This is a genomic window from Streptomyces sp. R818, from assembly GCF_056172735.1.
In genome coordinates this window covers 1,198,988-1,219,883 of record NZ_JAOCNE010000014.1, presented here as the reverse complement: position 1 = coordinate 1,219,883, position 20,896 = coordinate 1,198,988, and the positions used below count along the sequence as shown (strand labels likewise).

Genomic DNA, 20,896 nt, shown 5'->3' with positions numbered 1-20,896 from the left:
GGCGTCAGGGGCGCGGCAGGCGCCGGGTCACGAAGGTGTCCCCCACCACGTAGCCGTCGAGGTCGTGCTGTTCGCCGTAGCGGATCAGGTCGCTGGTGCGGTTGATGAAGCCGCGCCCGGAGAAGTTCAGCGACGTGTTGCACAGGACGCTGAAGCCGGTGAGGTCGCGGAAGGCGGTCAGCAGGGAGGCGACGCCCGGGTTCTGCTCGCGGGTCACCGTCTGCGTGCGGGCCGTGCCGTCGACATGCGTGACGGCTTTCAGCTCCGGGGAGCGGACCGTGCTGAAGTACAGCATGTACGGGTCGGGCAGGGAGCCCTCGAACCACTGGCCGGCCTCGTCGGCGAGGCAGATCGGCGCGATGGGGCGGTACCCCTCCCGCTGCTTGATCTTGTTCAGCCGGGCCGTGGTCTCCGCGGTGAAGGGCGCGGCCAGGATCGACCGGTTGCCGAGCGCCCTCGGCCCCATCTCCCAGCGGCCCCGCGCCCAGCCGATGATGCCGCCGTCCGCGATGAACCGGGCCACCTCGGCGTAGTCGAGCGGCCGGGTCTCGTAGCGCTCGGGGTCGAACTCGGTGTCGGTGACGAAGTCGTCGCCCGCGTAGACGTCCCACTCCACCTTCGCCGTGCCGGTGTAGTGCAGCTGGGCGTCGATGGCGGTGCCGAGCGAGGAGCCGCTGTCGTTCGGGCACGGCGGCACGAACACCTCGGGGAAGAGTCCGCACTCGGCCCAGCGGCGGTTCCACTCGCAGTTGAGCCCGCAGCCGCCGGAGATGAGCAGCGGCAGCCCTTCCGTCAGGTGCTCGGCGGCGTAGGCGTGGAAGCGGTCGAAGATGGCGTCGGAGTACTTCGCGGCGAGGTCCTTGTACTCCTGGGACTCGACACCGATGTCGCGGAACGGCGTCCAGCCCATCTCGTCCTTGCCGAGCGTGGTGATGATGCGCTCCTGCGCGAGCAGGAAGTCGATCAGCTCGCGCTCGGCGGGGGTGGTCTCCGTCTTCCGGGCGAAGCCGGTCAGCGCCATCTGTTTGCCCGCGTCCTGGAGCCGCAGCACACCTTTGTTGGCGGTGAACGACCGGTCGGCCAGGCCGAACAGGTAGGCGTACTTGTTGCCCGGGTCGGACATGACGTGGCGCAGGTGGGTGACGCCGCCGCTCTCGTCGATCCGGTAGAAGGAGCCGATGTTGCCCTCCCAGACGAGGCAGTAGTACGGCTGCCCGGCGGGGAACGGAGAGAGGCCGTGCGCGGTCATGATGTGCGAGCGCTCGTGCGTCGAGGAGAAGATCCGTACGTCCTTGCCGAAGAACCGGCCCGCCTCGTCGGTGACCGATCCCTCGCCGACACCGAAGTACCCGGTGCGCGAGGGCGGTTCGTGCGAGAAGGCGCCCTTCACCCAGCCGCCGACCGCCACCACGTCGGGCAGCCGGTCGAGCCGGTCGACGGCGGCGAGCAGGACGTCCGCGGTGAGTGTGTCGTAGCGCGGGAAGGAGTCCTTCTCGGCCTCCATCGAGAACAGCAGGCGGCCGTCGTCGATCGCGGTGACCGCGCTGTCGTGCCCTTCCTTGAACGACAGGATCAGCATCTTCCTAGACTCCTTCCGCCGGCCCCGTGGGTGGCCGGTCTGGGCTGACGCCGTCGGCCAGCAGCCGCAGCAGTTTCTCGGGGCCCTCGATGAAGGCGTAGTGGCCGCCGTCGAAGACGACCTGGTCCATCTCGCCGCACGCCGCCCAGCCGGTCATCCGCTCGGGTTCCATGCCGATGTCCCCGTCCCAGCCGATCGCGGTGACGGGACACGGCAGGCGCGGCGGATCGGCCAGGTGGTAGCGGCGGTTGATCTCGATGTCGGCGCGCAGCACACCCAGCGTCATGGCGACGAAGGTGGGCAGCGGTGTGCCGCCCAACTGCACGATGAGCGTGCGCAGTTCCTCGGCGAGCCCCTCGTCGTCCATCTGGAGGTGCCGGCCGTAGGGGCCGTCCTGCGGGGCCACCTCCGAGGACACGTACAGCCGGTCCGGCGGGCGTGCGCCGCGGTCGATCGCCTTGAGGGCGGTCTCGTAGGAGGCGAGCGCCGCGCTGCAGTGCCCGAACAGGGCCCAGGGGCGGTCCAGATGAGGGGCCAGGACCTCGGCGAGGGTTTCGCCCAGCTCCTGGTACGTCTCGAACGGCTTCTCCTTCAGGCGGTTCTCCCGTCCGGGCAGTTGCACCGGGACGAAGTTGACGCCCTCGTACACGGTGGGCCACTGGCGGTACATCGACGCGCCGCACCCCGAGTAGGGCAGCAGGAACACCCGGGCACGCGCGTCCGGCAGGGGTTCCTTGAGGAACCAGCGTGGGGGTCGACCGGCGGTGGGCATCGGCTGAAGGACCTCGCCTTCGGTTTCGGCGGACGGCCGCCCGGGGGCGGCCCGGGTCAGTAGGCGACCGGACGGGCGTGCGGCCGCGGACGGGCCGTGACCGGCATCTCGGTCCAGCCGTAGATCGTGTTGGAGTACAGGCGCTTGCCCGGGCCGGCCGGCGCGATGTCGGTGAAGCGGCTGAACAGCTCGGCGAAGAACAGCCGCAGGGTCACCTTGGCCACGGTGTGGCCGACGCAGTAGTGCGGGCCGATGCCGAACGCCAGGTGTTTGTTGGGGCGCCGGGCCGGGTCGAAGGTGAAGGGGTCGGGGAAGACGTCCTCGTCGCGGTTGGCCGAAGGCAGCCACACGGCGACCGCGTCCCCTGCCGAGACATGTGTCTCGCCCAGGGTGACGTCATGGGTGGCGTAGCGGATGAAGTGGGTGGTGGGTGTGGACCAGCGCAGCGCCTCGTCGACGCCGCTGACGATCAGGTCGGGGCGGTCGGCCCACGCGTCGAGGCGCGGGGTGCCCATCAGCTCGGCGAGGGTGCTCACGGGGACTTGGGCAGTGGTCACGTTGGCGCCGAGCAGCAGGCTGTAGCAGTTGGAGATGACCTCCCCCGCGGAGAGCGGGCGGCCGTCGATCTCCATGCGGAGGAGCAGGCTGATCAGGTCGTCGCCGGGGTGCGCGCGGCGGTCGTGGACCATCTCGTGGAAGTAGGCGAAAAGGCCCCGGTGGGCCTGGTTGAGGACGCGGTCGATGCCGCGGTCGTCACGGAAGCGCGGGTCCTCCGGCGCCACCGAGGCGGTGGTCAGGTCGACGAGCCGGTCCCAGTCCTCGCGCGGCAGCCCCATCAGGACGCCCGCGACCGCCATGGGCAGCCGGTTGGCGTGGGCGGCCAGGTCGTAGGGGCCGCCGTCCGCCAGGGGGGCGAGGAGGTCGGTGACGACGGCGCGGATCTGCTCCCGCCGCTCCATGGTCGGTTTGACGGCGAGCGCGCGTTGCAGCGGTTCGCGCAGCGAGGTGTGGCGCGGCGGGTCCGTCGCGGCCATCTGGTGGCCGCCGGCCGGATCGCCGCGGCCGAGCAGGTAGAGCAGGGTGCCGCGCTGGGAGGTGAACGTGGCGTGCTCGCGAAGGACCCGGTCCACATCGGCGTAGCGCGTCACCGACCAGTAGGGGTGACCGTCCTTCTCGTGCCGGGCGACAGGGTCGTCGCGGCGCAGTTCGCTCCACAGGGCGTGCGGGTCGCGGTCGCTGTAGAGCGCCGGGTCGGCCAGGTCGGCGAGGGGTCCAGGCGTGTCGGCGCCCTGGTGCGCCGGGCAGCCCGTGGCGGTAGCGGGCGGCACCGTCGGCTGATGCTGCTCCTGAGGGCGATGCTGCTGGCGCTGCTGCTCCTGCGAAACGGTCACGGTCGCGTCTCCTGTCCGGCCATGGCCTCGTCCACGGCCTCGCTCAGCTCGGCCACGGTGGAGCGCAGGTACAGGGCGGTGGCGGGGATCTCCACGCCCAGCTCCTTGTGCATGAGTTCGAGGAGTTCGGCGGCCATCAGGGAGTGGCCGCCGAGGTCGAAGAAGTCGTCCTCGATGCCGACGGGCGCGGTGCCGAGCAGCGCGCTCCACATCTCGGCCAGGCGCCGCTGGAGCGGTGTCTCCGGCGCCACGTAGGGGTCGATCAGGTTGCGCGGCCGGGGGCCCGCGGAGGCGAGGGCGGAGCGGTCCACCTTGCCGTGCGCGGTGACCGGCAGGGTGGCGTGGACGAGGATGGTGTCCGGGACGGCGTACGCCGGAAGTTCGGCGGCCAGGGCGGCGCGCAGCCGGGGACCGGCCCCGTCGTCGTCCGCCCCGCCGTGCACGACGTGCCCGATCAGGCGGGAGTGCTCGGCGTCGTCGCGCTCCACCACCACGACCGCCCGGTCGACGCCGGGCTGCCGGGCCAGGGCCGCCTCGACGGCGCCCGGCTCCACGCGGTAGCCGCGGATCTTGACCTGCCGGTCGGTGCGCCCGGCGAACTCCAGGGCGCCGTCCGGCGTCGTCCGCGCGAGGTCTCCGGTGCGGTACATCCGCGAGCCCGGCGGCCCGAAGGGGCAGGGCACGAACCGTTCCGCGGTGGCGGCGGGCCGGCTTAGATAGCCGCGGGCCAGGCCGTCGCCCCAGGTGTACAGCTCGCCGGTGGCACCGTCGGGCACAGGGTTCATCGCCTCGTCGAGGAGGACGGTGCCGGTGCCGGTGACGGCGGTGCCGATGGGGACGGCGCCTCGCGGAGGCGTGCCGGTGGTGGTCCAGCGGGTGGTGAACGTGGTGTTCTCCGTCGGGCCGTAGCCGTTGGTGAACGTCAGGCCGGGCCAGGCGCCGAGGAGCCGACTCACCAGCGCGGGCGAGGCCACGTCGCCGCCGGTCACCACATGACGCAGGCCCGCGAAGAACGGGAGGCGGCTCTCGACGAGCCGGTGCAGCAGCCCCGTGGGCAGGTTGACCACGGTGACGTGCTGTCCGGCGACGGTGCCTGCGAGGGCGTCGAGGTCGACCGGTCCCCCGCCGGGGTGCACCACGAGGCGCGCCCCGGCGCACAGCGCGCCGAAGATCTCCAGCGTCGAGGCGTCGAAGGACACCGACGAGACCTGGAGGACGACGTCGTCGGGGGTCAGGCCGAGCCACTCCTGCCGCACCGCGATGCGGTGCACGCCACGGTGGGTCACCCCGACGCCTTTGGGCGCGCCGGTGGAACCCGAGGTGTAGCAGACGTAGGCGAGGTCGTCGGCGCTGCGGGACGCGGTCGTCGCCGTCTCTCGCGGGTCCTGGCCCACGGCGGTGGTGTCCGGGCTCAGCGTCGCCAGCCCGGCCGGCAGCCGTCCGGCGGCCCCGGCGTCGGCCACGGCGAGGCGCGCCCCGGCGTCGACGACGAGCTCGGCGAGGCGCCGGTCGGGGTCGGCGGTGTTGAGTGCCAAGTAGGCGCAGCCCGCCTTCAGCACGGCGAGCAGCGACACGATCAGTTCGGCCGAGCGGTCCATGAGGACGGCGACGACGGCGTTGTCGCCGTGCGCGCGCTCCCGCAGTCCGGCGGCGAGCCGTTCCGCCCGGGTGTCCAACTCCCGGTAGGTGAGCGTCCGTCCGTCGCACGTGACGGCCGGCGCCTCCGGGGTCCTGCGGGCCTGTTCGGCGATGATTTCGTGGAGCAGCACCCCGCCGGGGTCCGCCGCGTCCGGTCCGGGGCGGCGGGACACGGAGTGCGACTCCCCAGGGGCATCGGCCACAGTGTTGTCGATCAACTCCAGACCACCTCTCACCCTCAGAAGATCTGTTGCTTTCGCAGCACGACTTTAGGTGGCACGGCCCGCCCGTAAATCGGCGGAACGACCGAACCGGATCCACTTTTTACGAGGAGTCCGTCTCCACGTTCTGTTGGTGCCGTTTCCTTCGATGCGCGAGACCTCGGCCGACAAAGCGCGGAATAGTCCCAGATCCCTTGACCGGGGCTCATTCGGCGCCTGATGGTGGCCCTGCGACAAAGCCGCTCCGGCCTCGCCGGTCCGGTATCCCCTTTCCGACAGGTCCCCGAAAGGTCGAAAGGTAGACCGCATGCCGGTGCAGGAAGTAAAACGCGTGGACCGGGAGTTCGGAAAAGACTTCCTCGAAGCGGCACGGACGCTGGCCGCCGGCGGCGCCACGGGCGACACCGTGCTGTCCGCTCCCGACGCGCGGCTCCCCACGTCCCTCACCGCGGAACTCGACGACATCGCACAGCCCCCCGACCCACGCGTCGGGCACCGCGTCGTCCGAGGACTGCTCCCCACCGACGACCCGGGCCCGACGCCGCTGCACTGGCGCGAGGCCGACGCCCGGCGCGACGCCGTCTTCGACATCGCGCTGGCCCTGGTCGCGTCCCGGTTCGGCCGGGTCTTCGGCTGGCGCAACCAGCAGGAGGGACGGATCGTCCACAACATCCTGCCCAGCCCCGGGCAGGAGCGGCTCCAGGTCGGGGCCAGCAGTGTGGTGCCGCTCGTCTGGCACACCGAGGACGCCTTCCACCCCCAGCGGGCGGACCTGCTGCTCCTCGCCTGTGTGCGCAACCCGGACGGTGTCGGCAGCAGACTCTCCAGCGCCACCGGGATCGGTCTCGGCGCCGCCGACGTCGCGCAGCTCGAGCGGCCGTTGACGCTGGTGCTGCCCGACGACAGCTACGCCGACCAGCAGGCGGGCGGGCGGGAGCCCGTGGGGATCTCCACGCTGTGGCGCCGCGACGGCGACGCCCTGGGCGTCCGCTACGACCCGTCCTACACCCGCCATCTCTCGGACGACCGGGAGTTCGTGGCGGCGTACGACCGGCTCGGGCACGCCTTGGAGGACAACGGCCACGTCGTGCCGCTGGAGCCGGGCGACCTGCTGATCATCGACAACGACGCGACCGTCCACGGCAGGCTGGCGTTCAAGGCGCGCTACGACGGGACCGACCGCTGGCTGAAGCGCGTCCTGGTGCGCTCCCCCCGGCCGCGCCCCGCCCGTGAGCGTCTGGAGCACGGCTACGGCCAGGAGCAGGTGGACGCCCACACGACCGCTCGGGCCCGGACCGGCTGAGCGGCGCACACGACAAGGGGGCCGCACCCACAAGGCGCGGCCCCCTTGTCGTGCCCGGACGGCGTCAGTAGCCCCGGTCGGGATCGACGACGTTGCGCAGCGGACGGCCCGAGCGGAAGCGGGCCAGGTTGTCCAGGAGCAGCTCCAGACACCGCTCGTCCGTGCCGGGGGTCGCGTCGGCGCTGTGCGGGGTGACCAGGACGCCCGGCGCCGACCACAGCGGGGACGACGCGGGCAGCGGCTCGGACGCGAACACGTCGAGCCCCGCCCCGCCGAGCCGGCCACTGCGCAGGGCGGCCACCAGGGCGGACTCGTCGACGACCGGACCGCGACCCACATTGACGAGGAACGCGCCCGGCCGCAGCAGCGCCAGTTCCCGCGCGCCGACGAGCCCCCGGGTCCGCGGCGTCAGCGGCACCGCCACCACCAGGATGTCGAGCCCGCGCAGGAACTCCTCCAGGTGCTCGGGCCCGTACACCGCGCGCAGCCCGGACCCGGGTCCGCCCGGTCCGGGACCGGTCCCGCCCGCGCTGCGGCGGCAGGCCGTCACCTCGACGCCGAACGCGTCCAGGAGCCGGGCCGTGCGGGCGCCGATGTCGCCGAGGCCGAGGACACCGGCGCGGCGCCCCCGCAACTCCCCCGCGCGCGGCACCCGCCAGCTGCGCTCGCGCTGCGCCGCGAGGGTCTGCGGGAGCCCCTTGCAGTGGGCGAGCAGCAGCGCGAGGACGTGCTCCGCCACCGCCGCGCCCCGGGTCCCCGCCCCGTTGGTGACGGTCAGTCCGGTCGCGGCGGCGTGCTTCAGCACCCCGGAGGGGACGCCGACGGCGACGGTGTGCAGCCAGCGGCACTCGGGGTGGGCGGCCAGGAACGCCTCGATCTCTTCGTCCTCGGCCTGCCACACGAGCGCGGCGGAGCGGGGCCCGGACGCCTCCGGCCCCGCCTCGTCCGCCTCTCCGGGCCACGCCTCGGCGACCCGCTCGCGCGCTCGCGGCGGCAGTCCGAACAGTGCCGGACCGCCGCCCTGTCGCGCGGCCATCTAGCCGCGGGCCGCGGCGCGCTCGCGCACGCTGCGCGGACGCATGTCCGTCCACACGGTGTCGATGTGGGACAAGCACTCCTCGCGGGTGCCCCTGCTCCCCTCCTCGTGCCAGCCCGCGGGCAGTTCACGGCCGGCGGGCCATATCGAGTACTGCTCCTCGTCATTGACGACCACCGCGTACTGTTCGGCGTTGTCCAGGTTTTCCATGGCGGAATTCCTTTCCTCGATAGGTCCGAGACGGGTCTGAAGTGGGTCGGGAACGGGTCCGAGACGGGTCCGACCGGTCCGGTGTCCGAAAAGCCTATTCAGCCGCTTCCGGTTGTCGCCAGCAAGGGCAACCGGGCTGCCTCAGCATATTGTTGACGCCTTTCCGCGAACCTCTGATCCGCCTTGCTCCGGCCGTTCATTGACCCTGCGACCCGGGCGTTCCTAGGGTTTTCCTGGCTGGACGCATCGACGATCAGGACGAGCAGAAAGTCTGGGTCAACGAATGGATCGCACCGAGCACACTCTGGACCTCTGCGCGGCCGGGCTCTCGCACCATCCGGCGGTGGCCGGGGCCGAGGCCGCCGCGCCGGGCGGCGCCCGTCGGATCGTGTACGTCCTCCCCGCCGAGGGGCGTGCCTTCGACGCGGACGAGCTGCGCCGCCACCTCGACGGGGAGCAGAGTCCGTTGCCGGACGGGACCGCCCTCGTCCCCGTGCCGGAGTTCCCGCGTGCCGGGGACGGCTCCGTCGACCGGGCGGAGCTGCCCGCGTACGGCGTCCTCGGCGGCCTGCTGGCCCTGTGGCGGGAGGCGTTCGACAACGCACGCATCGGTCCGGACGACGACTTCTTCGTCCTGGGCGGCTACTCGATGCTCGCGGTGCGCCTCATCGGCCGGATCGCCGACCGCTACGGCGTCGACCTGCCGCTCGCCGACTTCTTCGACCTGCCGACCGTCCTGGACGTGGCGTACCGCCTGGTCGAGTCGGGCGCCGACCCCGCCGCGCCCGAGGCGCCCGCGGCCACGGCGGAGGAGCTGAGCCTGGAGGACCTGCTCGCAGGACTCGACCAGCTCTCCGACGAACAAGCGCTGAACCTGCTGGGGCCGGACACACCGCCGGCCGACGGCATCGCCCGCGGCTGACCCGACGGACCCGACTCCCCCGACGGAGGGACGCATGTACCGGATCGACCTGACCGACGCCGACCGCGAGGCGGTCGAGCCCCTCCTCGCGGAGCTGCTGGCCGAACGGCCCGCGTCCGACGAGGAGTTGCTCGACGCCGTCGCCCTGCGCGCGCAGGAGCTGCCGCGGGGGCTGCGGGCGCGGGTCAACACCTTCCGTCTGGAGGAGCCCTCCGGCGGCTGCGTGATCAGCGGGCTGCCCGTGGACGACACCCGGATCGGCGCCACCCCCGCGACCTGGGGCGAGGCCGACGCCGACGGCCGCACCCGGCGCGAGGACATGTTCCTCCTCATGTGCGCCTCGCTGCTCGGCGACCCCATCGCCTGGGCCACCCAGCAGGACGGCCGGCTGCTGCACGACGTCGTCCCCATCAAGGGCCACGAGCACGCCCAGCTCAACTCCTCGACGGCCGAACCCCTGACCTGGCACACCGAGGACGCCTTCCATCCCTACCGGGCCGAGTACGTCGGCCTCATGTGCCTGCGCAACCCCGACGCGGTGGAGACCACGTACGCCCTCTTCGACGATCTGCGCCTGGACGAGGAGACGCGAAAGACCCTGGCCGGGGCGCACTACGTGATCCGCCCCGACAACTCCCACCAGCCGCAGCACCGCGGCGCGGACAGCGCCCTCGACGCGCCCGCCGACCTCCTGGAGCGCAGCGTCCGCCTGATCGAGCGGCTCACCGCCTCGCCCGAGCGGGTGCCCGTCCTCTTCGGCGACCCGCGCTCCCCCTACGGCCGCCTCGACCCGTACTTCATGGACCGCACCACCGAGGACGCCGGGGCGACGGCCGCGTTCGAGGCCCTCGTCAAGGAGATCGACACCCGCCTGACCGGCATCGCCCTGCGCTCCGGCGACGTGCTGTTCATCGACAACTACAAGGCCGTGCACGGCAGGAACCCCTACCGGGCCCGCTACGACGGCCGCGACCGCTGGCTGCGCCGGGTCAACGTCACGCGCGACCTGCGCAAGTCCCGCGACGCCCGGGTGCGCGCCGGCTCCCGCGTCATCTACTAAGCCGCCTTGCCAGGCCCAGCGAAAGGCTCTGACCGCCCCATGAGGAAATACCGGCTGATGGTCCCGGGCCCCACCCCGACGCCCCCCGAGGTCACCGCGGCAGCGGTGCTCCCCGTCGAGGACGAACGCACCCACGCCTACGCCGAGGTGTTCACACGTGTCGTCGACAACCTCCGGCGGACCCTGCGCACCCGCAACGACGTCCTCCTGGTCGCGTCCAGCATGACCGGCGCGTTCGAGGGCGCCCTGCAGAACCTGTTCGCGCCGGGCGACGGCGTCCTGGTCGTCACCAACGGGGCGTTCGGCGAGCGCTGGAGCCAGATGGCGGCCGCGTTCGGCCTGCGCGTCACCGAGGTGCGCCACGACTGGGGCGAGCCGCTGGACCTGGACCGCATCCGCGAAGCGGCGTCGGCCCCGGGCCTGAAGGCCGCGATCGCCGTGCACTGCGAGACCTCCACGGCCATGGTCAACGACGTCCGCGGGTTCGCGGCGGCCTCCGCGCCGCTGCTCACCGTCGTCGACTCGGCCTCCGGCGTCGGCGCCGCCGACCTGCGCACCGACGAATGGGGCATCGACGTCGTCGTGGGCGGCTGCCAGAAAGCCCTGATGACCCCGCCGGGACTCGCCTTCACCAGCATCGGCGAACGGGCCTGGGAGCAGCACCGCGCCGCGCGCCTGCCGCGCTTCTACTTCGACTGGGACGAGACCCTCGCAGCGCTCCGCGCCGACGTCCCCCGCACGCCGTGGACACCGGCGATCTCCCTGATCAGCCAGCTCGACGTGGCCCTGCGCCAGCTCCACACCGAGGGGCTCGACAACGTCCTGGAGCGGCACGTGCGCCTGGGCCGGATGGCCCGCGCGGGCGTACGCGGCCTCGGCCTGCGGCTGTTCTCCCCGGACGAGGACCGCCACAGCGCCGTCACCGCCGCCGAACTGCCGCCCGGCGTGGACGCGAGCGCCCTGGTCGACCGGCTCCTCGACCGCTACGCCATCCAGCTCGCCGGAGCTCAGCCGCCCCTGGACGGCCGGGTGCTGCGCATCGGGCACTGCGGATACGTGGACGAGTTCGACGTCCTGACCGCGCTGTCCGCCATCGAACTGGGGCTTGCCGAGAGCGGCTGCGCCGTCCGGCCGGGCGGCGGTGTCACCGCCGCGCTCCAGGTGCTGCACGACCAGCGGACCGCGCCCGTCGCACGCGCCGAGCAGCCGGTGGCCGCGACCGCCTAGGACCACCACGACGCCCCCCGGGGCCGCTACCGCACCGCCCGCGCCCCCTTCACGAATCAGGAGCACGCCATGCATCTGCCACGCGCCGCCTTGGAGGACTGGATGCGTGACTTCTACTTCGACACCTCGCTCGACCTGGGCAGCAGCGGTGTGCGGTGCTTCTCCCTCGCGGAGCTGCGCGAGCTGCTCGGCATCACGGTCGAGGAGCTGGACGCGATCGCGCTGGACGACAGCCCCTCGTACGGCGGCAACCTGCTGCGCCGGGCCGTCGCCGACCGCTTCACCGGCGGGGACACCGACCGCGTGATGGCGACCCACGGCTCCACCGAGGCGATCTTCGTCGTGATGAACGCCCTGCTGTCCGCCGGGGACGAGGTCGTGGTGGTCGACCCCGCCTACCACTCGCTGACCTCGGTCGCCGAGGCGATCGGCTGCCGCCTCGTGCCCTGGCGGCTGCGGCCCGAGACGGGCTTCACGCCCGACGTGGCGGAGCTGCGGGCGCTGGTCACCCCGCGCACCCGCATGATCGTCGTGAACTTCCCGCACAACCCGACCGGCGCCCACCTGACCCGCGACCAGTTCGACGACCTGCTCGACCTCGTGGACAGCCGCCCGGAGCTGCACCTCGTGTGGGACGGCGCGTTCACCGAACTCGTCTACGACAGCGAGCCGTTGCCGGACCCCTCGACCCTGCACGACCGGTGCGTGGGCCTCGGCACCATGTCCAAGGCGTACGGCCTGCCCGGCACCCGCGTCGGCTGGTGCCTGGCGGCGCCGGACGTCCTGGAGCGGCTCGTGGCCCTGCGCGACGCGCTGACGATCTGCGTCTCCCCGCTCACCGAACACCTCGCCGCACGCGCCCTTGCCGGGGCCGACCGCATCCTCGCCGACCGCCGCACCCACGCGGCCCGCAACCTCGAACGCCTCACCGCGTGGGCCGGCGACCACGGCGACCTGGTGTCCTGGTCGCGCCCCTCGGGCGGCGTCACCGCCTTCCCCGCCTTCACGGGCGTCGAGGACACCGAGGACCTCTGCCGCGACCTGGGCGCCCGGTACGACCTGCTCCTGGTGCCCGGATCCGGCTTCGGCCACCCCGACCGCGTACGGCTCGGCTTCGGCGGAGCCGAGGACGCCTTCGCCGAGGGCCTCGACCGCCTGCACAAGGCGCTGACGGAACGGCAGGGGGCGCTCTGATGGACCTCGCCGACCTCCTCGCCCGGCTCGACGAACTGCCGCCCGCGCAACGCGCCCAGGTGGAGCGGGCCCTGCGCGAACGCGGCGGCCCCCGGACCCACGAGACGTCGGTCACCCAGCAGGGTCTGTGGCTCATCGACCAGCTCACCCCGGGCGACCGGCTCTACACGATCGGCTGGCGGCTGCGCCTGACCGGCCGCCTGGACGCCGGGGCGCTGACCGGGGCGGTCGACGCGCTGGTCGCCCGCCACGCGGCCCTGCGCACCACGTTCACCGTGGAGGACGGACGGCCGCTCCAGGTGGTGCACCCGGAGCTGCGCATCCCCGTCCCCTTCGACGACCTGCGCGGATGGGACGAATCGGAGCGCCAGGAGCGGGCTGAGGCGCTGTGCGCCGCCGAGGTCGCCCCGTTCGACCTGCAGAAGGGCCCGCTCACCCGGTTCCGGCTCATGCAAGTCGCCGACGACGAGCACCTGTTCACCATGGTCGTCCACCACATCGTCTTCGACGCCGTCTCCGTGAACGTGGCCCTGGACGACCTCTCCCGCGTCTACAACGCCCTCGTCGCGGGCGGCCCGGTCCCGCAGGCCCCGCCGGCGCCGCAGTACCCGGACTTCGCCCGCTGGCAGCGCGCCCACCTCTCGGGCCCGCGCCTGGAGCGCCTGATCGGATACTGGCGTCAGCAACTCGCCGGGGTGCCGGGACTCCTCGCACTGCCTACGCGCCGACCCCGCCCGGCGGAGCAGTCGCACGCCGGGGCCGAGCACACGGCACTCCTCCCGGCCGACCTCGCCGACCGGCTGCGCACGCTGGCCCGCGAGGAGCGCTGCACCCTCTACACGGTCCTGCTGGCCGGCTTCCAGGTCGTCCTCTCCCGCTTCAGCGGGCAGCGCGACTTCGTCGTCGGCACCGTCGTGCACGGCCGGGTCCGCGGCGAGTTCGAGCACATGGTCGGCTACTTCGTCAACACCCTCGCGCTCCGTGCCGACCTGAGCGGCGACCCCACCTTCCGGGAACAGGTGCGCCGCGCACGGTCCACGTTCCTGTCGGCCTACGACCACCAGGCGCTCCCGTTCGACCGGCTGGTGGAGGAGCTGGCACCGCACCGAGGGCTGAGCCACAACCCGCTCGTGCAGGTGGTGTTCGAGTCGCACGACGAGGACGACTGGCAGGAACGGACACACTTCACCGGCCTGACGATGGGGCGCCTGCTCCCCATCGAGCTGGACCGCGCCAAGTTCGACCTGAACGTGTCGGCGGTCGAGCGCGACGGCACCATCGACGTCAGCGTCGAGTACGCCACCGACCTCTTCGACGAGGAGAGCATCGCCCGCCTGGTCGCGCACTACCGGCACCTCCTCGACACCGCCACCGCGCGACCGGGCACCCCCCTCCGCTCCCTGGAGACGCTGACGCCCGAGGAGCGCGCCCTGCTCACCGGGCCGCCCGCCCCGGCCGCCCCCTCGACTCCTGTGCACGATCTCGTACGACTGCGGGCGGAGGCGGCCCCGGATCTCCCGGCCGTGTCGGACGGCACCCGCACGCTCTCCTACGGCGAGCTGCACGCCGGGGCGGACCGGCTCGCGCACACGCTGGCCGCGCGCGGCGTCACACCGGAGAGCGTCGTGGCCGTCGCCCTGCCGTCCTCACCGGACCAGGTCCTGGCCACCCTGGCGGTGCTCCGGGCGGGCGGGGTGTGTCTGCCCCTCGATCCGCGGGCGACGCCCGGCACCTTGCGCGCCGTCCTCGCCGACGCGTCCCCGGCGCTGGTCGTCACCGACGGGACGGTCCCGGGCGAGGTGCTGGACGCCGAGCAGGTCGTGCTCCTGGACGACCCGGCGCCGACGCTGCCTTCCGACCTGCCCGCGCCTGTACGGCCGGAGCAGGCCGCTTTCCTGCTCTACACCGGCGCGGCACGGGGCGTCCTGCTCACCCACGAGGGTCTCGTCACCGCGGTGGACCAGGCCGCCCGGGCCCTGGCGGCGGCGCCGGGCGACACCGTCCGCGGCCACGGCGCCCCCGGCACCGGCCTCGCGCTCCTGGAGACCTTCACGGCGCTGACCACCGGCGCCGAGCTGGTGCAGGCGCCCGGCGGCGACGCGTCCGGCGACCGGCTCACCCTCGTAGCCCCTGACGGCGTGCGCGTGCTCGACCTCACCTGTGCGGCCCCGGTCACCCCGGCCCCGAACGACCCGGACCCCGTCGTCCCCACCCCGAACGACCCGGCCACGGGCGACACGGCCCCGGATGACCCAATCACGGCCGTCGCCGGATACGGCCGCACCGAGACCTCCGTCCTCGCCTTCCTCACCGACCCCGCCCCCGCTCCCGCCCCCGACGCGCGGACCCGTGTGCTCGACGCGGACCTGCGCCGCGTCCCGCCGGGCGCGTACGGCGAGTTGTACGTGAGCGGCGCCGGGCTGGCGCGCGGCTACCGGGACCGGCCCGGCGCCACGGCGGAGCGGTTCGTGCCGGACCCCTACGGGCCGCCCGGCGCCCGGATGTTCCGGACCGGCGACCTGGCCCGTCTCGACGCACAAGGACGGGTCGTCGTCCTCGGCCGCGCCGACCACCGGATCCTGGTGCACGGCCTGCCCGTGGAGCCCGGCGCCGTCGAAGGCGCGCTGCTCACCCACCCCGCCGTGGACCGCGCGGCGGTGTCGATCACCACGGGCGCCGAGGGGCCACGGCCCGTCGCCCACGTCGTGGCGGTGCCCGGCGCGCACGCCGACCCGCGGGAGCTGCGCCGCCACGTCGCGGGGCGGCTCGCCGCGCACATGGTGCCCGGGGCCGTCCTGCTCCACGACCGTCTGCCCACCGCCCCCGACGGCTCCCTCGACCGGGCCGCCCTGCCCGCGCCCGGACCTGTCTCCGAGCCGGCCGGCCGTGCACCCGGCACCGCCCACGAGGCCGTGCTGCGCGACCTGTTCGCCGACGTCCTCGGTGTGCCCTCGGTCGGCCTCGACGACGACTTCTTCGACATCGGCGGGCACTCCATGCTGGCGGCCCGGCTGATCACCAGGGTGAGCGACGCCCTCGGTGTCGAGATGGGTCTGCGCACCCTGTTCGAGGCACCCACGGTCGCGGAGCTGGCCCGGGTGCTGCGCGACACCGGTGATGCGTCGGGCGGAACCGGCGGCGACCTCGACGTCCTGCTGCCGCTGCGGCCCACGGGCGACGGCACCCCGGTGTTCTGCGTCCACCCCGGTATGGGCCTCGGCTGGTCCTTCGCGGGCCTGGTCCGTCACCTCGACCCGAGCCACCCGGTGTACGCGCTCCAGTCACCGGGTCTGACCGAGGGCCCGGGCGCCGTACCGGAGACGGTCGAGGAGACGGCCGCCCTCTACCTGCGGCACATCCGCGAGGTCGCCCCGCACGGCCCGTACCACCTCGTGGGCTGGTCATCGGGCGGCCTCATCGCGCACGCGGTCGCCGTGCGGCTGCGCGCCGAGGGCGAGCCGGTGGGCGTGGTCGCGGTCCTCGACGGCTATCCGCTGGCCGATCGCGTCGGAACCCTGCCCTCCCGGGAGCAGGAGGCCGAGGATCTCCGCCTGGAGACGTCAGGACTCGACGTCCCCGAGGCGCTGCGGGCCCGGCTCGCCGAGGTCTACACCGCCGTCGCCCGCGGCGCCCGCGCGCATGTGCCCCGGCTCTACGAGGGCGACCTGGTGCACGTCGCCGCCGCCGACCGGCGCGACGGCGGGGCCTTCGTCGCCGACCTGTGGCTGCCGCACGTCGGCGGCGAACTGGTGCGGCACACGGCGCGGTGCACGCACGAGGAGATGACGAGCCCGGGGGTCCTGGCGGAGATCGGTCCCCGCCTCGCGGACCACATCGAACGGGCTGACCACCGAAGCGCGACGCCCCGCTGACCCGAGCCGACGACCTTGAGCGAACGGAGAGAGCCACCGTGGCAGGCAAACCCTACGTTTCGATCGGCGGTGACCAGCACACGGCCGCGTGGCGGGTCCTGCTCGTCCCGCACTCGGGAGCCGGTGCGGCCAACGCGCGCGTCCTGCAACCGCATCTGCCGCCGGACTGGCAGCTGGCCGCCGCCCGCCTCCCCGGCCGGGAGTCCCGCATCCTCCAGCCCGTCGGGGACCTGGAGAACCTGGTCGCCGACGTGACCGCGACGGCCCGCTCCCTGCCGGGCACGGCGCCGCTCCTCGTGGTCGGCGTGTGTGCCGGCGCCGTCGTCGCCCTGGAGGCCGTGCGGGCGCTGCAGGACAGCGACCCGGGCCTGGTGGCCGGTCTCGTGGTGGTCTCGTACTGGTCGGTGGACCACCCGCCGCGGGCCACCCGGCTGCTGCCCGACAGCGACGACCCGGCGGAACTGGCCGCCGCGATCGGCAAGTTCGGCTACCTCCCCGACCACGTCGCGGCGCAGGACCTGGCCGACACCTATCTCCCGCCCCTCGTCGCCGACATGCGCGCCGTGCAGGACTTCCACAGCGGCCCCGACCCCGTGCTCACCGCGCCGCTCCTGGTGGTCTCCGGAACCGACGACCCGCTGTGCCCGCCCGAACGCGTCGACAGCTGGGCTCCGTTCGCGAAGCGGACCCGGCAGACCCGCGTCGGGGGCGGCGGACACATGCTGCTCCTGGAGCGCCCGGCGGAGCTGGTGGACGCCATCGCCTCGAACCTGGACCACTTCCGGTGACCGCGACCGCCCGCGCGGACGGTCCCGTCCCGGGACGCACGACCTCATACGACGAGAAAGGGTGCGCGGCCATGGAAGCGACCGAGACCTCGGTCAAGGGGCGCATGGACCTCCTCCTGCTTCGGCAGTGGGAGAGCCGCCCCGACCTGCCGGCCCTCGTCCGCGGCGACGACATTGTCACCGCGGGCGAACTGAGGGACCAGGTGCTCGCCCTGGCCGGGGCCCTGCGCGCACAAGGGGTGCGCGACGGCGACCTGGTGGCGGTGTACCAGCCCCGCTCAACCGAGTTCGTGGTAGCCATCCTCGCGGTGGTGTTCGCGGGCGCCGCCCACGTCGCCTTCGACGTCGGCGACCCGCCCGAGCGCACCCGGCACGAGATCGACGACTGCGCGCCCCGGCTGGTCGTCACCACCCGCGAGGGCGCGGCCCGCCTCGCCCCGTCGGTCCCGGTCCTGCTCACCGACGACGGCGCGGCGCGGCCGGTCCCCGACCGCTTCACGCCTGCGGCGATCACGCCGGCGTCACCGGCCGTCGTCCTGTTCACCTCAGGATCGACGGGCCGCCCCAAGGCGTCCGTCATCAGCCACGCCGCGCTCGCCTCCCGGATGGCGGCCTTCCAGGGCGGCCACCCGACGGGCCCCGGCGACCGCGTCCTGCACCACACCGCCTGCACCTTCGACCTCCACCTCGCCGAGCTGTACTGGCCCCTGCTCGTGGGCGCGGCCGTGGTGATCGCCGAGCCGGGGCGCCAGCGCGACGCGGCGCATCTGGCGCGGCTGATCCGGGACACCGGTGTCACGACGTTCTGCTGCGTCCCCTCGCTGCTCGAACTGTTCCTCCTCGCCCGCGGCGACGACGAGCGCTACGACGGCTTGAAGTACGTCATCGCCGGGGGCGAGGCCCTCTCGCCCGACCTGGTCCGCCGCTTCCACGCCCGCTCGACCGCCTCGCTGACCAACATCTACGGGCCCAGCGAGTGCACCGTCTTCGCCACCGCCTGGACCTGCCCGCGCGACCCGGACCCGGAGCTGGTACTGATCGGCCCGCCGGTGCCGGAGACGACGATCCACCTGCTCGACGCGGACCGGGTCCCCGTCCCCGACGGCGCGCCCGGCGAGGTCTACATCGGTGGGATCGGCGTCGCCGACGGCTACCTCGGCCGCCCCGAACTGACGGCCGAGCGGTTCGTCACCGGCGTCCCCGGCACCGAAGGGCGCCTGTACCGCACCGGAGACCTGGCCCGCCGACACCCGGACGGCGCGCTGGAGTTCCTGGGCCGCATCGACCACCAGGTCAAGATCCGCGGCGTGCGGGTGGAGACCGGCGAGGTCGAGTCGACGGCGCTGCGCTGCCCCGGCGTGCGTCAGGCGGCCGTGGTCGCCGCGGGCGACGGCAGCGACAAGCGGCTGTACGCCTTCGTCGTCCCGGAGCCGGACACCGACCCGGCGACCCTGCCGGACCGGGTGCGCGAGCAGCTGCGCGGCTGGCTGCCGCAGACCATGCTGCCCTCCGCCGTGCTCGTCCTCGACACCCTGCCGCTGACGCGGAACGGCAAGCTGGACCGGGCGTCGCTGTCGCGGCGGGCCCTGACAGAACGCCCCGCACAGACCGCTCCCCGTCCGGCCGCCGAGGACCTCACCACCCCCGCCCGCATGGAGGACCTGGTGTCCGGCATCTGGCGCGAGGTTCTCGGCCTCCCCCGGCTCGGCAGGGACGAGGACTTCTTCGACATCGGCGGGGACTCCTTCCGCGCCGTGCAGGTCATGGGCGCCGTACAGGACGCGCTCGGCCACAAGGTGCCGCTCGACGTCCTTCTGCGCCGGCCCACCGTGGAGGAGTTCTCGGCCGGCCTGCTCGAACTGACCGCGAAGGCCGACACCCCCGGCTGACCGCCCCTCCCCCTCTCGCCGCCCGTCCCTCCCCAAGAGACCGGAGCACAGCCATGGCCACCACATCCGACCTGGACTGCTTGATCATCGGCTACAACGACGTCCCGTTCTCCCAGCAGTGGAACCGCGTGAGCCACCGCGGGCCGCGCGACCCCGAGCGCCTGATGTTCATGCGCGACCACCTCCTGTTCGACGGCGAACGGCTGCCGTACATGGACGTGATGAACAAGGTGCTTCACCGCGCCGGAAAGCTCGACGAGAACGTCTACATCCACGGCGGGGAGACCCCCAACCTCGCCTCCCACTACCTGGCCAACTACCTCACCCACCGGGGCTTCAGCGCCGAGTGCACCAGCCTGTTCGGCTGCGAGCAGGACCGGATCCGCGACATCCTCCTGACCCGGCGCCCGCGGATGGTGGCCATCACCACCACCTACTACATCATTCCGAACCCGGTCGTGGAGATCACCCGCTTCATCCGCGAGGTGATGCCGGAGACGACGATCGTGGTGGGCGGCCCGCTCGTCGGCAACCTCCTCAAGGATCTCGACCGGGAGGAGCTGGCCGAGGTCCTGTCCTGGATGGACGCCGACGTCTACATCCACGAGTCGCAGGGCGAGACGACCCTCACCCAGCTCGCCGCCGCGCTGCGCGAGGGCAGCGACCTGAAGGACGTCCCCAACCTGCTGCTGCCCACGGGCTCCGGCGACTACAAGCTCACCAAACTCCACGCCGAGGCCAACGTCCTGGACGAGTGCGCCATCGACTGGTCCCGGTTCGGCGCCGACCTCGGCGCCACCGTGCACACCCGCACCGCCCGCAGCTGCGCCTTCAAGTGCAGCTTCTGCGACTACCCGATCCGCGCCGGGGCGCTCACCCTGACCAGCGTCGACGTCGTGGAACAGGAGCTGCGCCAGCTCGACCGGATGGGCGTCACGCAGATGGTCTTCATCGACGACACCTTCAATGTGCCGGGCCCCCGGTTCAAGGAGCTGTGCCGGATGATGGCCCGCAACGACTTCGGGTTCCAGTGGTACTCCTTCTTCCGCGCGGGCACCGCCCGCGACGAGGAGACGTACAACCTGATGGCGGAGAGCAAGTGCCGCGCGGTCTTCCTCGGCATCGAGGCCGGTGACGACGGCATCCTCAAGAACATGTCCAAGGTGGCCACGCTGGACCGCTACCGCGTCGGCATCGAGCGGCTCCACGCCCGCGGCATCGACACCTTCGCCTCCTTCATCTCCGGCTTCCCCGGTGAGACCGAGAAGACCGTCGAGAACACCATCAAGTTCATCAACGAGGTCGGCCCTACCTTCTGGCGCACCGAACCCTGGTGGTACAACCACCGCGCGCCGGTCCAGAAGCAGGCCGCCGAGTTCGGCCTCACCGGGCGCGAGTACGACTGGCGCCACAACACCATGGACATCAACGGCGCCGTGGACGCCTGCCACGCCCTGTTCGACCAGGTGAAGAACTCCCTGTGGATGCCGGGGTACAACTTCGACTTCTGGGCGCTGCCCTATCTGATGGGCAAGGGCCTGCAGATGCCCGACATCATCGAGTTCCACCGGGTGGCCCGCCAGATCATGGAGTTCAACGACCGGCCCGGTGACGGACCCGCCCCGGAGCTCATCGACCGGATGTACCACGTCTTCGACAACGCGCCGCACATCAGCGGGAAGTACAGCCCGCCGGCCGGGCGCGACGCCGTGCCCGCCCTGGCCCTCCAGAGCTGAACACCGCCCGTCCGCCCCCGCCCGTGTCCGGCAGCGCCGCCTCACAAGGATGGATCCG

The 20,896-nt window shown here is 73.0% G+C and carries 15 protein-coding genes; 9 read left to right on the top strand and 6 right to left on the bottom strand.

Features of this window, described 5'->3' with window-relative positions; translation table 11 throughout:
- Positions 1 to 4: 4 nt before the first annotated feature.
- The 4 genes from N5I75_RS37465 to N5I75_RS37450 are packed head-to-tail and all read right to left on the bottom strand — an operon-like array spanning position 5 to position 5,598.
- Positions 5 to 1,579: a carbamoyltransferase C-terminal domain-containing protein gene (locus N5I75_RS37465; protein ID WP_476684674.1), complete on the bottom strand. Its 1,575-nt coding sequence runs from the start codon at positions 1,577 to 1,579 to the stop codon at positions 5 to 7.
- A gap of 4 nt (positions 1,580 to 1,583) precedes the next feature.
- On the bottom strand, positions 1,584 to 2,351 hold the full coding sequence (locus N5I75_RS37460) for a thioesterase II family protein (RefSeq protein WP_476684673.1): 768 nt from the start codon (positions 2,349 to 2,351) through the stop codon (positions 1,584 to 1,586).
- A gap of 56 nt (positions 2,352 to 2,407) precedes the next feature.
- Positions 2,408 to 3,742 carry a cytochrome P450 gene (locus tag N5I75_RS37455; protein WP_476684672.1) on the bottom strand — a complete coding sequence of 445 codons (1,335 nt, stop codon included), beginning with the start codon at positions 3,740 to 3,742 and terminating at the stop codon, positions 2,408 to 2,410.
- The gene (locus N5I75_RS37450) at positions 3,739 to 5,598 is read right to left on the bottom strand and encodes an amino acid adenylation domain-containing protein (protein WP_476684671.1); all 1,860 of its coding nucleotides are present in this window, start codon (positions 5,596 to 5,598) and stop codon (positions 3,739 to 3,741) included. Before N5I75_RS37450 ends, N5I75_RS37455 begins: the two co-directional genes overlap by 4 nt.
- Positions 5,599 to 5,908: 310 nt before the next feature.
- Between N5I75_RS37450 and N5I75_RS37445 the strand changes: the two genes are divergently transcribed.
- On the top strand, positions 5,909 to 6,904 hold the full coding sequence (locus N5I75_RS37445) for a TauD/TfdA family dioxygenase (RefSeq protein WP_476684670.1): 996 nt from the start codon (positions 5,909 to 5,911) through the stop codon (positions 6,902 to 6,904).
- Between the two features lie 64 nt (positions 6,905 to 6,968).
- On the opposite strand, the gene N5I75_RS37440 is transcribed toward N5I75_RS37445, so the two are convergent.
- Positions 6,969 to 7,940 (bottom strand): D-2-hydroxyacid dehydrogenase, encoded by a 972-nt coding sequence (locus N5I75_RS37440; RefSeq protein ID WP_476684669.1) that lies wholly within the window; start codon positions 7,938 to 7,940, stop codon positions 6,969 to 6,971.
- On the bottom strand, positions 7,941 to 8,150 hold the full coding sequence (locus tag N5I75_RS37435) for an MbtH family protein (RefSeq protein ID WP_476684668.1): 210 nt from the start codon (positions 8,148 to 8,150) through the stop codon (positions 7,941 to 7,943).
- 283 nt (positions 8,151 to 8,433) lie between these two features.
- On the opposite strand from N5I75_RS37435, the gene N5I75_RS37430 reads away from it, so the two are divergent.
- The 8 genes from N5I75_RS37430 (at position 8,434) to N5I75_RS37395 (ending at position 20,838) form a co-directional block, all read left to right on the top strand.
- Positions 8,434 to 9,072 (top strand): phosphopantetheine-binding protein, encoded by a 639-nt coding sequence (locus tag N5I75_RS37430; protein ID WP_476684667.1) that lies wholly within the window; start codon positions 8,434 to 8,436, stop codon positions 9,070 to 9,072.
- A gap of 34 nt (positions 9,073 to 9,106) precedes the next feature.
- Positions 9,107 to 10,132, top strand: coding sequence for a guanitoxin biosynthesis L-enduracididine beta-hydroxylase GntD (gene gntD / locus N5I75_RS37425; RefSeq protein ID WP_476684666.1), 1,026 nt, complete (start codon positions 9,107 to 9,109; stop codon positions 10,130 to 10,132).
- 39 nt (positions 10,133 to 10,171) lie between these two features.
- Entirely contained in the window at positions 10,172 to 11,359 is a 1,188-nt protein-coding gene (locus N5I75_RS37420) for a pyridoxal-phosphate-dependent aminotransferase family protein (protein ID WP_476684665.1), read from the top strand.
- Positions 11,360 to 11,428: 69 nt separating this feature from the next.
- Positions 11,429 to 12,553: a capreomycidine synthase gene (gene vioD / locus N5I75_RS37415; RefSeq protein ID WP_476684664.1), complete on the top strand. Its 1,125-nt coding sequence runs from the start codon at positions 11,429 to 11,431 to the stop codon at positions 12,551 to 12,553.
- A complete protein-coding gene (locus tag N5I75_RS37410; RefSeq protein ID WP_476684662.1) occupies positions 12,553 to 16,425 on the top strand; it encodes an alpha/beta fold hydrolase in 3,873 nt (1,290 codons plus the stop codon). Before vioD ends, N5I75_RS37410 begins: the two co-directional genes overlap by 1 nt.
- Positions 16,426 to 16,463: 38 nt before the next feature.
- Complete coding sequence (locus N5I75_RS37405) at positions 16,464 to 17,213, top strand: thioesterase II family protein (RefSeq protein ID WP_476684661.1); 750 nt, start codon at positions 16,464 to 16,466, stop codon at positions 17,211 to 17,213.
- Positions 17,214 to 17,284: 71 nt separating this feature from the next.
- Positions 17,285 to 19,102: a non-ribosomal peptide synthetase gene (locus N5I75_RS37400; RefSeq protein WP_476684659.1), complete on the top strand. Its 1,818-nt coding sequence runs from the start codon at positions 17,285 to 17,287 to the stop codon at positions 19,100 to 19,102.
- A gap of 53 nt (positions 19,103 to 19,155) precedes the next feature.
- Positions 19,156 to 20,838 carry a PhpK family radical SAM P-methyltransferase gene (locus N5I75_RS37395; protein ID WP_476684658.1) on the top strand — a complete coding sequence of 561 codons (1,683 nt, stop codon included), beginning with the start codon at positions 19,156 to 19,158 and terminating at the stop codon, positions 20,836 to 20,838.
- The last annotated feature ends 58 nt before the right edge of the window (positions 20,839 to 20,896 follow it).